Raw genomic sequence first — 12,614 nt, 5'->3', positions numbered from 1 at the left:
CGGGTACCCATCACGGCATGATGCAATGCAAAAAGGCCGCCCATGTGGGCGGCCTTTCTCATGGCGAGGCGGCGAATCAGCGGGCGGTCAGCTTGACGGCCGGGAAATCGACCGGCACGTTGAATGCCACGTTCACGTAGTTCGTGAACAGGTTCAGCGCCACGTGTGCCAGGATTTCCACGATCTCGCCATCGTTGAAACCCACTTCGCGCAGGCGTGCCACGTCGGCATCGGATACCTGGCCGCGGCCTTCCACCAGTTGCAGCGCGAAAGCCAGCGCCGCAGCGGTTTTCGGATCGTCGGACTGGCCGGCTTGTGCGGATGCCATTTCCGCAGCCGACGCACCAGCTTTGCGGCCCAGCGCGGTGTGCGCGGCCAGGCAGTATTCGCAACGGTTGCGGTCGGCCACGGCGACGGCAATCTGCTCGCCCAGCCGAGCCGGGATGGCGCCACCGCCCAGCGCGCCGAACGCGCCCCACATCGACTGCAGCGCGGCCGGCGAATTCGAGACGGCGCGGAACATCTGTGGCACACCGCCAAAGGCGGCCTGGATCTGGTCGAGCGCGGGCTGGCTGGCAGCGGGAGCATGCGCGGGCTCCGGCACGGGGATACGTGCGGTCATGGTGGATCTCCTGTACGGTAGGTTCGTTTGGGTCAAGTCAGGACGTTGCCGTCCCTGGGTTCCACTATGGATGCCGACGACATACGATAGGATGCTGTTCGTCCACGAAAGCTACCCATTCGTCCAGCCGTGTCCAGCCACCCCGTTCCGTCCGGCATCGATCGCCTGTCCGCGCTGCTTGAGCGCTTTCGCATCCACGCCCACCTGTTCCACACCGGCCCGCTGTGCGGCATCTCGCGCTTTCACGAGCCCGAGCGCGGCTTCCTGCACGTCATGCGCGAAGGCGAGATGAGCGTGACCCATCACGCCAAGGGCCTGCCGCGCCGGCTGGACCTCCGCGAGCCGTCGCTGCTGCTGTATCCACGCCCGGCGCTCCACACGTTCCACAACCCGCCCGAGGAAGGCTCGCAGTTCTCGTGCGCGACGCTGGAGTTCGCCGGCGGCGCGCGTAATCCGCTGGCGCGGGCGCTGCCGCCGCTGATCGTGCTGCCCTTGGCCGAGGTGCCCGGGCTGTCCCCGGCCCTGTCGCTGCTGTTCGCGGAGACCGAGCAGGTGCGCTGCGGCCAGCGGCTGCTGGCCGACCGGCTGTTCGAGGTGGTGGTGATCCAGTTGCTGCGCTGGATGCTCGACAATCCCGCGCGCGTCGGCGTCCAGCCGGGGCTGATCACCGGGCTGTCAGACCCACGGCTCGCGCGGGCGCTGGTGGCCATGCACGAGGCACCGGGTGAAAACTGGAATCTGGAAAGGCTGGCGGCCTGCGCGGGCATGTCGCGCAGCGCGTTCGCGTCGGCGTTCCGCGAGGTGGTGGGGCAGCCGCCGGCGGACTACCTGACCGACTGGCGCATCAGCCTGGCGCAGACGCGCCTGCGCGACGGCAAGCCGCTCAAGCTGCTGGCCGACGAACTGGGCTATGCCAATCCGTCGGCGCTGTCACGTGTGTTCCTGGCCCGGGTGGGCCAGTCTCCGCGCGACTGGCTGCGCGCGGAGCAGCGGCACCTGGCGATGCCGGCGCACGATCAGTAGTCGACCGTCATCGACACCTTGAAGGTGCGCGGATTGCCGATGGCCAGCGTGTTGGCCGACGTCGACACGGTTGCCCAGTAGTCCTTGTTGGCGACGTTCTCCACGGCGGCGCGCAGCGTGTAGCGCATCTGCGACGCCTTGAACGTGTAGCGTGCCCCCAGGTCGAAGCGGTTCCACGACGGCAGCGCAATGGTGTTGGTCGGGTTGGCGTACTGGCGGCCCGTCTGGATGAAGCGGCCCGACACCGTGGCGCCAGCCAGGAACGGCAGGTCGTACTCGCCGCTCAGCGTCAGCGTGTAGTTCGGCACGCCCACGCCCTTCTTGCCCTCGGTGGCCGCGTTGCCCGTGTCCTGGTACTGCGAGTCGATGTACGACACGCCGCCCAGCAGGCGCACGCCGCGCACCGGTTCGCCGAACACGCTCAGTTCCACGCCCCGGTTACGCAGTTCCTGCAGGCCGAACACGTTGTTGCTCTGCGTGGTGCCAATGGGCTGCTCGATCTGGAAGAACGCCAGCGTCGTGCCGACCGAGCCGGCGTCGTACTTCACGCCCGCCTCGTGCTGCTTGGTCTTGGTCGGCGGGAACACCTCGCCGCGGTTCACGGCCGTGTTGCCGGCCGTCGGCCCCTGCGCCAGCCCCTGGATGTAGTTGTAGTACACCGACAGGTTCTGCAGCGGCTTGACCACCAGGCCGAACATCGGCGACGTGGCCGAGTCGCTGTAGGTGGACGTTTGCGCGCCGGTACCCGTGGCATAGCCGCGCACGTTGATCACCTGCTGGCGCACGCCGGCCGTCAGCAGCACGCGGTCGTTCAGGAAGCCCAGCGTATCGGCCACCGACACGCCGTTCAGGTTCACGCGTTGCGTGACGTACGGATCGGCCATGTTGCCCGTGGCCGGCGCGGCCGGATACGGCACCACGGGCGCGTTGTACAGGTTGGTGGGGAAGGTGCCGGAGAACTCGAACGCCGTGGCCTTCTTCTGCTCCAGGCCCGACCAGCTTACGTTGACCGTGTGGTTGACGGGGCCGGTCACGAACCGGCCGCGCACGCCCACTTCACCGCTGAAGGTGTCCTGCTGGAACGGCACCGTCAGCCGCGTGGCGTTACCCACGCCGTTGTTGCCGACGCTGGCGCCGCTGTAGCTGCCGTATTCATCGGTGTGATGGCCGCCGAACGCCGCGTAGGCCGTCCAGTCCTTGGTGATGTCGTACTCGGCGCGGATCGTCCCGTAGATGTCTTCCAGCGACGAATTGGTCCACGGCTGCGCGAAGTTGGTGGTGGCCGACGGCACCGGCGGCAGCGCCGTGCCGGTCAGCGTCACCGTGCTGCGGCCCTGGTAGATGCGCTGCTTCTGGTAGCCGAAGTCGGCGTTGACGCGGAAGGCGTCGCCCTGGTAGTCCAGGCCCAGCGTGAACAGGCGCTGCTGGCGGCTTTCGTTGTCGATGGCCGTGTCGCCACCGCGCGCCATCGCGTTCACGCGGACGCCGAATTCCTTCTTGCTGCCGAAGCGGCGGCCCACGTCCACGTGGCCGCCGGCCTGGCCGTCGCTGGTGTAGTCGAGCGTGCCCTGCGTGATCGGCGCGGCCGTGGCGTACTTGGGCACCAGGTTGATCGAGCCGCCCACGGCGGTCCCGGCGGCGGACACGCCGGTCAGGAACGCGTTGGCGCCGCGGAACACTTCCACGCGCTCCAGGCCCTCGGTCGACGACAACTGGCGCGGCGCGATGCCGTAGAGGCCGTTGTAGCTCAGGTCATCGGACGCAAGCTGGAAACCGCGCACCACGAACGTCTCGGCAAAGTTGCCAAAGCCGGAGCTGACGCGGATGGCCGGATCGTCGGCCAGCACCTGGCCCACCGTGCGGGCCTGCTGATTCTGGATCTGCTCGGCCGTGTACGACGTGACGCTGAACGGCACGTCCATGAAATCCTGGTTGCCCAGCACGCCCACGCGGGCGCCACGCGCCACCTGGCCGCCGGCATACGGGGCCGGCAACTGGTCGGCCGAGGCATCGGCCTTGACCGTCACGGTGGGCAGCGTCTGCTGCGGCGATGCCGGCGCGGCCTCCTGGGCCATGGCCAGCGACGGCAGCACGCCGGCCGCAGTCAGGGCCGTAACGAGGTGACGCAGTGGAATACGCGAGAAACGGACAGCGCGCGAGCGCGCGCGAGGTACGGCAAAAGACAAGATGACACTCCCAAAAGTAGAACGATTTCCCCAGCACCGCGTCCCGAACGCGGCGGACAGGCAAGACCCGTGTCCGTGAATGTCGGCATCGCTCTGCTGGCGATGCTCGTGTTGCCCGACGGCCCGGCTAGTGCGCGAGCCAGGGCGAAAGCAGTGCGGCGGCGGCGCCTACCGTCACCGAAGCCTTGGCCAGGCGCGGCGTGGCCAGCGGCGCCCACGAGAACGCCGCCACCACGGCCCATGCGCCGACGGTGAGCAGCCCGGCCCAGTAGACGACGCCATAGGCCCAGCCTTCCGCCACGACGCAGGCGGCCAGCGCCAGCGTCAGCGCGATCGTGCCCTGCCAGCGCAGGCGTTGCACGCGCGCGGGCGGGGGCACGCTGCCCCGGCCGAACAGGTCGGCATGATGGCGGTGCATCGCCTGCCCAAGCCAGGTAAAGCCGCCAATCGCAAAGCCCAGGCCGGCGACGCAGGCCGCCCAGACCGACACCAGCGCCACGCCGTCGCTCATTGCGTCACCTCGTGGGACACATTGCGCGACACGGCCTGCGGCGCGTGATGGGCCACGTGGTGGGCCTTGCCCGGCGATGCCTCGGCCGCCTGCCGGCGCGGCGCCTTGCCCCGCTTGCCAAGCATCCAGGCCGCCGCGCCCAGGCCGATGCCCAGCGCCAGCACGGTCAGGTCGAAGCCGGCGACCACGGCAGGGCCGTGGAACAGCGTCACGCCCAGGTGCGTCGGCGTGGTCAGCGCGTTGAGCAGCGGCAGTCCGGCAAACAGCGCCGCGCCGGCCCAAAGCTGCGCCCGCCACATCGCGCGGGTCGGGCGCCATTGCGCCAGCAATGCCGACAATGCCCAGGCCGCGAAGAATGCCTGAATCTCCGTGGCCTGACGTTGCGCCAGATCGACCGGCAGCAGCCGGTTGGCCCAGAAGTACACGGCGATGGCGATCGGCAGCCCGGCGATCGCACCAAGGTTCAGCGCCTCCACCAGCCGCAGGCCGAACGGCGTGCGGCCCGTGGCGGCAATCCGCTTGGCATGGTGCTGGCGCGTCTTCACCGCCCACAGCAGCGCGCCCGTGGCCACCATCAGGCAGCCGGCCAGCCCGGAGGCAAAGAACAGCGCGCGCAGCAGCCCGGGCGCGAAGTGGGCCACGTGCAGGCCGACCATCGTGAAGCGGGTGCTGCTGGCGGGCGCCATGTCGTCGCCGAGCTTGGTCTGCAGCGCGCCGGTGGCGCCGGCGAACACCACGGAAGGCGCCACCGTGCGGATATTGCGGCCGTCCTCGCGCGTGACCGACACCGTGGCGTTGGCCCTGTTCGGCGCGTCCACGACGATCCGGCGCGGCGCGGCGCCGTTCCACTGCGCGGTGGCCTGGACGATCATCGGCGCGATCGGTGCCAGCGGCGCGGCGTCCTTCGACCCCTTGATGCGCGGCGCGCGGGCCGCCACCTCGGCGTTGAACGCCTGCTCGTTGCCGTTGTAGACGGCCTGGATGCCCCACGGCATGTACATGAACAGCAGCGTCACCAGGCCCGTGTACGTGATCATCAGGTGGAACGGCAGCGCCAGCACGGCCATGGCGTTGTGCGCGTCCAGCCAGGAGCGCTGGCCCTTCTTCGCGCGGAACGTGAAGAAATCGGCAAAGATGCGCCGGTGCGTGATCACGCCGCTGACGATGGCCACGAGCATGAACATCGTGCAGAAGCCGATGATCCAGCGCGCCCAGATGGCGGGCATGTAGTGCAGGTCGAAGTGCAGGCGGTAGAGGAAGTCGCCGCCGCGCGTGTCGCGGGCGCCGGGCACGGGCTCGCCGGTCATGGCGTCGAGCGTGCGGATCTCCAGGCGGGCACGCGCGGGCTTGCCGGCGTCGGCCGGCGTGGCCTTGCGCGTCCAGAACATCGAGATGGCCGGATTGCGTTCGTCCGGCAGCGAGATGAACCAGCGCTCGGCATCGGGCGCCTCGCGCTGCAGGTAGGCGTAGGCGCGCTGGGCGGCGTCCTCGGGCGATACCTTCTGTCCCAGCAGCCCGTGCAGTTCGGGCTTCATCCAGACCGAAATCTCGTCCCGGTAGTAGCTGGCGGTGCCGCCCACGAAGACCAGGAACAGCACCCAGCAGACCGCCAGGCCGGACCACGTATGCAGCCAGGCCATCGACTGGCGCAGCCCCTGCCCTTTCTTGAGTTCAGTCATCACGCCCCCCGCAGGGCAAGCCAGCCCAGCCCCAGCACGGCGGCCGGCACGATCAGCCCGATCCACGCCCGCCAGGCGGAATCGGCCGCGAACACCCAGACCACGGCCAGCGCGAACCAGAGGAACGACAGCAGCGTCGACGTCACCACGGCCTCGGGCCGGCTCATGCCAACCCACTGCGACAGCACCAGCGACAAGCATCCCGTCGCCAGCGCGGCCACGGCGTAGCCGCCCAGAATGGCGGCCATCGCGCGCGAGGCAATTGCCATGCGGTATCCGAGCGAAACGCCCTGCTTCATGTTCTTGTGTGGCATCAAAAAAAATCCAATCGCCATGATAATCGTTCTCATCCGCATTGTCTGCAAAGATGTACAACCCGGCGAGGGTGTGTCGCGGTGGGTACAACGGAGGGACGGGGAAGCAAGTCAAGCCAGGTCGGCGTGCGATATTCGCACAGAGAATCGGATAGAGTTCCGCAGGGCAGAATCCTCATTCCGCCGTGCGGTTGACACATTTCCGGCAACGATGGGACGATGCCTCACATCGAATACCGGCGACTCCCAACGCCGGACAGCCTGACCCGGAGACAACATGAGCAGTACCCGCCAGACGTCGGCCCAGCCCGGGACCGCCGCTTCCGCTTCTTCCAGCCCGTCTTTCCAGCCCGCCTTCAGCCGCCTGCACCAGACCATGGGGCCGTGGGTGGCTGCCACGCCCGACCGCATCGCCATCCGCGATGCCCACCGCGCGCTCAACTACGCCGAACTCGACACCGCCGTGCGCGACACGGCCCGCACGCTGGCCGATCTGGGCGTGCGCGGCGGCGACCGCGTGGTGCTGGTGACCGAGAACAGCGTCGGCTGCGCGGTGGTGCTGCTGGCGCTGAGCGCCATCGATGCGTGGTCGGTGCCGGTCAATGCGCGGCTGTCGCCGCGCGAGATTGCCAACATCGTCGAGCACGCCGGCGCCCGCGTGACGCTCTACCTCGACAACGATTTCCCCGAGGCCCGCGAGCACGGCGAGGCCCGTGGCGCGCAGTGGGCCGAGTGGCCGCACGTCGGCAAGCTGCTGGTCAGCGCCGTCGATGACAGCGTGGCCCCGGAGCCGGTCGAGGCGGACCCGCGCCAGCAGGTGGCGGCGATGATCTACACCACCGGCACCACGGGCGCGTCCAAGGCCGTGATGCTGACGCACGCCAACCTGATGTTCATCGGCCATTCCAACCGGCTGCAGTCGCGCGTGCAGCCGGGCGACCGCGTCTACGGCGTGCTGCCGATCTCGCACGTCTATGGGCTGTCGGTGCTGCTGGTGGGGCCGGTTTCCAACGGCGCGACGGTGTTCTATGAGCCGCGCTTCCGCCCGGACAAGCTGGTCCGCACGCTGATCGACGACCAGTTGACCGTGCTGCACGGCGTGCCGGCCATGTACGCCAAGGTGATCGAATGGGGCCGCGCCAACGGCCAGTCGCTGCGCACGCCGTCGCTGCGCATCGCGCAGTCGGGCGGCGCGCCGCTGACGGCGTCGCTGAAGGCCGCCTTCGAGGAAGCGTTCGGCATCGTGCTACACAACGGCTACGGCATGACCGAGACGTCGCCCACCGTGTCCCAGACCCGCGTGGAAAGCCCGCGCAGCGACTGCTCGGTGGGGCTGGCCGTGCCCGACGTCGAGATCCGGCTTGGCAATCCGCTGCCCGATGGCAGCGGCGAGCTGCTGGTGCGCGGCCCGAACGTGATGAAGGGCTACTACAGGCGCCCGGACCTGACCGCGCAGACCATCGACGCCGATGGCTGGCTGCACACCGGCGACCTTGCGCGCATCGACGACGACGGCGCCGTGTCCATCGTCGGCCGCTCGAAGGAAATCATCATCCATTCGGGCTTCAACGTGTATCCCGAGGAAGTCGAGCAGTCGCTCAATGCGTTCCCGGCCGTGCTGCAGTCGGCCGTGGTGGGCCGCGCCGTGGAAGGCAACGAGGAAGTCATCGCCTTCGTGGAGGTGCGCGGCGGCATGACGCTGGACGAGGCAGCGCTGCGCGCGTTCCTGCGCGAGCGCCTGTCGCCCTACAAGATCCCGGCCGAAATCCGCACGGTGGCGCAGTTGCCCGCCGCGCCGTCGGGCAAGATTCTCAAGGCCCGGCTGCGCGAGCAGCTGGCCGCCGGCAACGTTTGAGCAGCCGCCTCATGGAAACGACCTTCACCGAACACCCCGACGCGACCGACGCGGATATCCCGTCGGCCGCCGACGCGCCGCCCGTCCGCAAGGACAACCGCAAGGAAGACCGTCATTTCGTCACCGCGCTGGCGCGCGGGCTCGACGTGCTGGCCTGCTTCCGCGCCTTCGACGCCGAGCTTGGCAACGCCGAACTGGCGCAGCGCTGCGGCCTGCCCAAGTCGACGATTTCCCGCCTGACCCACACGCTGACCGAGCTGGGCTACCTGCAGGCGCTGACCGATCCGGTGCGCTACCGGCTGGGCAGTTCCGCGCTGGCGCTGGCGCCGGCCGGGCAGCAAGGCGCCGACGTGCTGGCCGTGGCCAAGCCGTTCATGCAGGAGCTGGCCGAGCTGTCGCAGGGCGTGGCGTCGCTGATCGTGCGCGACCGCGGCCGCATGCTGATCTACGAGAACTGCCAGTCGGAAAGCTACCTGACGCTGCGCGTGCCGGTGGGCAGCCGGGTCTCGGGCCTGTCCACGGCGGCCGGCCGCGCCTATCTGCTGGCGCTGCCGCCGGCCGAGCAGCGCCAGGCGCTGACGGCCTTCCGCGCCGACGACAAGCTCAGCGCCGCGCAGGCCGAGGGCATCCTGTCGAGCTGCCGCGACGAACAGCGCCGGCTGGGCTGCACCACGTCGTTCGGCGAATGGCTGCCGGACATCAACTCGATTGCGCTGGCGTTCCGCCCCGGCTCGGCGCTGCCGCCGATGACGCTCAGTTGCAGCGGGCCCAACGCGCTGGTGCCGCCGGCCCATCTGCTGGAAAAGGTGCGGCCGCAGTTGCAGCACCATATCCGCCGGATCGAGGCGGCGCTCGGCGTCGGCGCCTGACGGCGTCGGCCGCCGCTTTCAGCGCTGCGGCGGGTCCTGGTCCCCGGCCTTGTCGTCAGGCCGGGTCTTTTCCTTGTGGCCGGGCGCCGCGTCGTCATGATCCTTCGGCAACGGCTTGCTCAGCGTGCCGTCGAAGCGGGCGTGGAGCCGGTTTTCCAGATGGCCGCCCAGGCGCAGCAGCACAAGGCCCAGCCCCAGCGAGATCACCACGATGGCGTAGTAGCCGGCGCCGGCTGCCGCCCCGAGGATGGCCGCCATCCAGATGCCGGCCGCCGTGGTCAGCCCTTGCGGACGGTCGTGCACGCCATGCCGGGCGATCACCCCCACCCCCAGGAAGCCCACCCCGGTCAGCAGCCCCTGCAGCACGCGCGACATGGCGTCGGGCGGATGCCCGTTCAGCGTCACCACGCACACCGCCGCAGCCGCGCCCAGCGACACCAACCCCAGCGTGCGCATGCCGGCCGCCTTGCCATGCAGGTTGCGGTCGAGTCCGATGATGGCGCCGGCGGCCAGCCCGCCCAGCAGGCGCCAGAACAGTTCCAGCGAGAATTGGTCCATGCCGGCAAGCTTAGCGCGACTCACGTCGACATGACAGCCGGGATTGCCGTACGATTCGGGTTCCCCCCGCTCTCCACCGGAAGCCGTTTCATGCCCCACCTCGTCATCGAAATCACCGAGAACACGCGCCTGACCTGCTCGCAGGAAGAACTGCTGGACGAAGCCAACGCGGCGCTGCTGTCGAGCGGCCAGTTCCAGGAGCCCGACATCAAGTCGCGCTGCGTGACGCTCGGCACGTTCCGCCAGGGCACCGAGCAGGCCGACCGCGCGTTCGTGCACGCCACGCTGCAGATCCTGGACGGCCGCGACCCGGCCGTGCGCAAGCAGCTAGGCGAACTGGTGGCGGGCGCGATTGCGGAAATGGTGCGGCCCGGCGCGGCTGACCAGACCGTGCAGGTGACGGTCAACGTGGTCGAGATGGAACGCGCGACGTTCGCCAAGCAGATCGTCGGCGGCTGAAATCGGCCGCCCCTGGGCGCCGGATGACCTAAGCTGGAAGCCTGGGCCCCGCCGCCCCATCCCCCGACAACCACAAGACCCACGCCATGGACACCCCATTCCACCCGTTCTCGGACCTGTTCGCCCAGCTTGGCCTGCCCAACGACGAGGCCAGCATCCGCGCGTTCATCGCCAAGCACTCCCCGCTGCCGCAGGACAAGCAACTGTGGGAAGCGCCGTTCTGGACGCCGGCGCAGGCCGCGCTGCTGCGCGACGAATTTATCGAGGACGCCGACTGGGCCGAGGTGGTCGACCAGCTCAACCTGGCGCTGCGCGCGCCGGCCTGATCGTCGACGCCCGCGATGGACGCCCCGTCGGTACCGGGGCTACCATCGCTTCACTTGCCCGCCGGAGATAGCGGCCGCCACGCGCCGCGCCGGGCATGCCGGTACGCTTTGGAGATAGCCATGCTGCTGCGCCGTCCCGTCGTCCAACTTGCCATCCTTGCCGCACTGCTGCCCGGCGTCACGCCGCTGTTTCACGGGCACGCCCAGACACCCCAGCCATCGCCGGCCGACGCCGCGATCAACGATGCGATCTCCGACGCCGTGCGCCAGGGATCGATCCGCTTCCAGCCCACGCCGGCCCAGCCGCGCACGCTGGAGGAACAGTGCGACCAGCTGGCCCTGCAGATCGGCGAAACGCCGCGCCGCAGCTACCGCCCGTCCGGCGGCCCGCCGGTCGAGAACAGCCAGGGCACGGAAATCTCCACGGTCGAACGCGACCGCACGCGCCGGCAACTGCAGAAGGTGTATCAGGAGAAATGCATGCAGTAAGGGATGCATGCAAAGAATCATGCTCCCCTCTCCCACCTGTGGGAGAGGGGTTGGGGGAGAGGGCGTTGAGCGTCTGCTTGCCGACTGGCCGCAATTTGCAGCTGTCGGCCCTCTTTCCCGCCCCCTCAGGTCACCGGCGCCGGGTTGAACAGGGCCAGCGAGTTGTGCAGGCCATGGTGTTCCGCCCAGGTCTTCTTGCGGCCGCTGGCCACGTCGATCATCAGGCGGAACAGCTCCCAGCCCACGTCCTCGATGGTTGCCTCGCCGGTGGCGATGCGGCCGGCGTTGACGTCCATCAGGTCATGCCAGCGGCGGGCCAGGTCGCTGCGGGTGGCCACCTTGATCACAGGCACCTCGGCCAGGCCGTACGGCGTGCCGCGGCCCGTGGTGAACACGTGCAGGTTCATGCCGGCGGCCAGTTGCAGCGTGCCACAGATGAAGTCGCTGGCCGGCGTGGCGGCGTAGATCAGGCCCTTGGTCTTGACGCGCTCGCCCGGCGACACCACGCCCGTGATCGGCGCGCTGCCCGACTTGACGATCGAGCCCATGGCCTTCTCGACGATGTTCGACAGCCCGCCCTTCTTGTTGCCCGGCGTGGTGTTGGCGCTGCGGTCCACGCGCCCGCGGTCCAGGTAGCGGTCGTACCAGTCCATCTCGCGGATCATCGCCTCGGCCACCTCGGGGGTGGCGGCGCGCGAGGTCAACTGGTCGATGCCGTCGCGCACCTCGGTCACCTCGGAGAACATCACGGTGGCGCCGGCGCGCACCAGCAGGTCGGTGGCAAAGCCGACGGCCGGGTTGGCCGTCACGCCCGAGAACGCATCGCTGCCGCCGCACTGCACGCCCACGACCAGCTCGGACACCGGCACAGTCTCGCGCTGGCGCGCGTTCAGCGCCTCCAGGTGCGGGATCGCCATCTCCACGATCGAGTCGATCATCGACCCGAAGCCCACGTGCTTGTCGTCCTGCAGGCAGACCACGCCCACCTGCACCTCCCCGGCGCCGGTCTGGATCGGGATCGTGCCAGGCGGCATCAGGCGGTCCGGCTGCAGCTTCTCGCAGCCCAGGCTCACCATCATGGCGGTGCCGCCGAAGTTCGGGTTCAGCGCGATGTTGCGCAGCGTGCGGATCGGCACCACGGCATCGGGCGCGTCGATGGCCACGCCGCAGCCGTAGGTGTGCTCCAGCCCGATCACGTCGTCCACGTTCGGGTACTTCGGCAGCAGTTCGGCCTTGATGCGCCGGACCGCGTGGTCCACCACGCCGGCCACGCACTGCACGGTCTGCGTGATCGCCAGGATGTTGCGGGTGCCCACCGAGCCGTCCGGATTGCGGAAGCCCTCGAACGTATAGCCCTCCAGCGGCGGCAGCGGCGCGGGCAGGCGGGTGCCCACCGGCAGGTCGGTCAGGCCGGGCGCCACCGGCATCTCGATGGTGCGCTCGTTGACCCAGCTGCCGCGCGGCAGGTCCTGCAGCGCGTAGCCGATGGTCACGTCGTAGCGCGTCACCGCGTCGCCCTTCTTCAGGTCGACCAGCGCCACCTTGTGGCCCTGCGGCACGCGCTCCACGAGCGTCAGCCCGCACGGGAACACGGTGCCGGCCGGCAGGCCGCCGTCGTTGGCCACGATGGCGACGTTGTCGTTGGGATGGATGCGGATGTACAGCGGCGGACGCTGCTCCGCGGCCTGGGCGTTCTGTACCGACAGGTCCGACATGATGGGGA

Annotated in this window: 13 protein-coding genes; 6 read left to right on the top strand and 7 right to left on the bottom strand. The window is 69.3% G+C overall.

The features are described 5' to 3' along the window. Positions 1–76: 76 nt before the first annotated feature. Complete coding sequence (locus tag EHF44_RS25655) at positions 77–622, bottom strand: carboxymuconolactone decarboxylase family protein (RefSeq protein ID WP_124686487.1); 546 nt, start codon at positions 620–622, stop codon at positions 77–79. Positions 623–751: 129 nt separating this feature from the next. Here EHF44_RS25655 and EHF44_RS25650 point away from each other — a divergent pair, with 129 nt between their 5' ends. Next, complete coding sequence (locus tag EHF44_RS25650) at positions 752–1,645, top strand: AraC family transcriptional regulator (RefSeq protein ID WP_124686486.1); 894 nt, start codon at positions 752–754, stop codon at positions 1,643–1,645. Here the strand turns inward: EHF44_RS25650 and EHF44_RS25645 are convergent. The 4 genes from EHF44_RS25645 to EHF44_RS25630 all read right to left on the bottom strand — a co-directional run bounded on the left by EHF44_RS25645 (position 1,639) and on the right by EHF44_RS25630 (position 6,335). Further along, positions 1,639–3,831 carry a TonB-dependent receptor gene (locus tag EHF44_RS25645; protein WP_253700216.1) on the bottom strand — a complete coding sequence of 731 codons (2,193 nt, stop codon included), beginning with the start codon at positions 3,829–3,831 and terminating at the stop codon, positions 1,639–1,641. The genes EHF44_RS25650 and EHF44_RS25645 overlap by 7 nt on opposite strands. A 127-nt stretch (positions 3,832–3,958) precedes the next feature. Further along, a complete protein-coding gene (locus tag EHF44_RS25640) occupies positions 3,959–4,342 on the bottom strand; it encodes a DUF3325 domain-containing protein (protein ID WP_124686485.1) in 384 nt (127 codons plus the stop codon). After that, entirely contained in the window at positions 4,339–6,021 is a 1,683-nt protein-coding gene (locus EHF44_RS25635) for a PepSY-associated TM helix domain-containing protein (protein WP_124686484.1), read from the bottom strand. Before EHF44_RS25635 ends, EHF44_RS25640 begins: the two co-directional genes overlap by 4 nt. Next, positions 6,021–6,335: a DUF3649 domain-containing protein gene (locus EHF44_RS25630; RefSeq protein ID WP_253700214.1), complete on the bottom strand. Its 315-nt coding sequence runs from the start codon at positions 6,333–6,335 to the stop codon at positions 6,021–6,023. Before EHF44_RS25630 ends, EHF44_RS25635 begins: the two co-directional genes overlap by 1 nt. 277 nt (positions 6,336–6,612) lie before the next feature. Between EHF44_RS25630 and EHF44_RS25625 the strand changes: the two genes are divergently transcribed. Together EHF44_RS25625 and EHF44_RS25620 are read left to right on the top strand one after the other, a co-directional pair. Continuing rightward, entirely contained in the window at positions 6,613–8,190 is a 1,578-nt protein-coding gene (locus EHF44_RS25625) for a class I adenylate-forming enzyme family protein (RefSeq protein WP_124686483.1), read from the top strand. 11 nt (positions 8,191–8,201) lie between these two features. Beyond that, positions 8,202–9,059, top strand: a complete 858-nt coding sequence (locus tag EHF44_RS25620; RefSeq protein WP_124686482.1) for an IclR family transcriptional regulator — start codon at positions 8,202–8,204, stop codon at positions 9,057–9,059. An 18-nt stretch (positions 9,060–9,077) separates the two neighbouring features. On the opposite strand, the gene EHF44_RS25615 is transcribed toward EHF44_RS25620, so the two are convergent. Further along, entirely contained in the window at positions 9,078–9,617 is a 540-nt protein-coding gene (locus EHF44_RS25615) for an MgtC/SapB family protein (RefSeq protein WP_124686481.1), read from the bottom strand. A 90-nt stretch (positions 9,618–9,707) separates the two neighbouring features. On the opposite strand from EHF44_RS25615, the gene EHF44_RS25610 reads away from it, so the two are divergent. The 3 genes from EHF44_RS25610 (at position 9,708) to EHF44_RS25600 (ending at position 10,891) form a co-directional block, all read left to right on the top strand. Next, positions 9,708–10,076, top strand: a complete 369-nt coding sequence (locus EHF44_RS25610) for a 5-carboxymethyl-2-hydroxymuconate Delta-isomerase (protein WP_124686480.1) — start codon at positions 9,708–9,710, stop codon at positions 10,074–10,076. A gap of 86 nt (positions 10,077–10,162) precedes the next feature. Next, complete coding sequence (locus tag EHF44_RS25605) at positions 10,163–10,402, top strand: DUF2789 domain-containing protein (RefSeq protein ID WP_124686479.1); 240 nt, start codon at positions 10,163–10,165, stop codon at positions 10,400–10,402. A gap of 120 nt (positions 10,403–10,522) precedes the next feature. Further along, positions 10,523–10,891, top strand: coding sequence for a hypothetical protein (locus EHF44_RS25600; protein WP_124686478.1), 369 nt, complete (start codon positions 10,523–10,525; stop codon positions 10,889–10,891). A 125-nt stretch (positions 10,892–11,016) separates the two neighbouring features. Here the strand turns inward: EHF44_RS25600 and garD are convergent, their stop codons facing one another. Further along, positions 11,017–12,606 carry a galactarate dehydratase gene (gene garD, locus EHF44_RS25595; protein WP_124686477.1) on the bottom strand — a complete coding sequence of 530 codons (1,590 nt, stop codon included), beginning with the start codon at positions 12,604–12,606 and terminating at the stop codon, positions 11,017–11,019. Positions 12,607–12,614 lie beyond the last annotated feature (8 nt).

The organism is Cupriavidus pauculus (assembly GCF_003854935.1).
GTDB classification, from domain to species: Bacteria; Pseudomonadota; Gammaproteobacteria; order Burkholderiales; family Burkholderiaceae; genus Cupriavidus; species Cupriavidus pauculus_C.
This window is presented reverse-complemented; position numbering and strand designations above follow the sequence as displayed.

Coding starts and splice junctions, on each gene's coding strand:
- EHF44_RS25655 (WP_124686487.1), bottom strand. CDS start 622: ATGACCGCACGTATCCCCGTGCCGGAGCCCGCGCATGCTCCCGCTGCC.
- EHF44_RS25640 (WP_124686485.1), bottom strand. CDS start 4,342: ATGAGCGACGGCGTGGCGCTGGTGTCGGTCTGGGCGGCCTGCGTCGCC.
- EHF44_RS25635 (WP_124686484.1), bottom strand. CDS start 6,021: ATGACTGAACTCAAGAAAGGGCAGGGGCTGCGCCAGTCGATGGCCTGG.
- EHF44_RS25630 (WP_253700214.1), bottom strand. CDS start 6,335: ATGCCACACAAGAACATGAAGCAGGGCGTTTCGCTCGGATACCGCATG.
- EHF44_RS25625 (WP_124686483.1), top strand. CDS start 6,613: ATGAGCAGTACCCGCCAGACGTCGGCCCAGCCCGGGACCGCCGCTTCC.
- EHF44_RS25620 (WP_124686482.1), top strand. CDS start 8,202: ATGGAAACGACCTTCACCGAACACCCCGACGCGACCGACGCGGATATC.
- EHF44_RS25615 (WP_124686481.1), bottom strand. CDS start 9,617: ATGGACCAATTCTCGCTGGAACTGTTCTGGCGCCTGCTGGGCGGGCTG.
- EHF44_RS25610 (WP_124686480.1), top strand. CDS start 9,708: ATGCCCCACCTCGTCATCGAAATCACCGAGAACACGCGCCTGACCTGC.
- EHF44_RS25605 (WP_124686479.1), top strand. CDS start 10,163: ATGGACACCCCATTCCACCCGTTCTCGGACCTGTTCGCCCAGCTTGGC.
- EHF44_RS25600 (WP_124686478.1), top strand. CDS start 10,523: ATGCTGCTGCGCCGTCCCGTCGTCCAACTTGCCATCCTTGCCGCACTG.
- garD (WP_124686477.1), bottom strand. CDS start 12,606: ATGTCGGACCTGTCGGTACAGAACGCCCAGGCCGCGGAGCAGCGTCCG.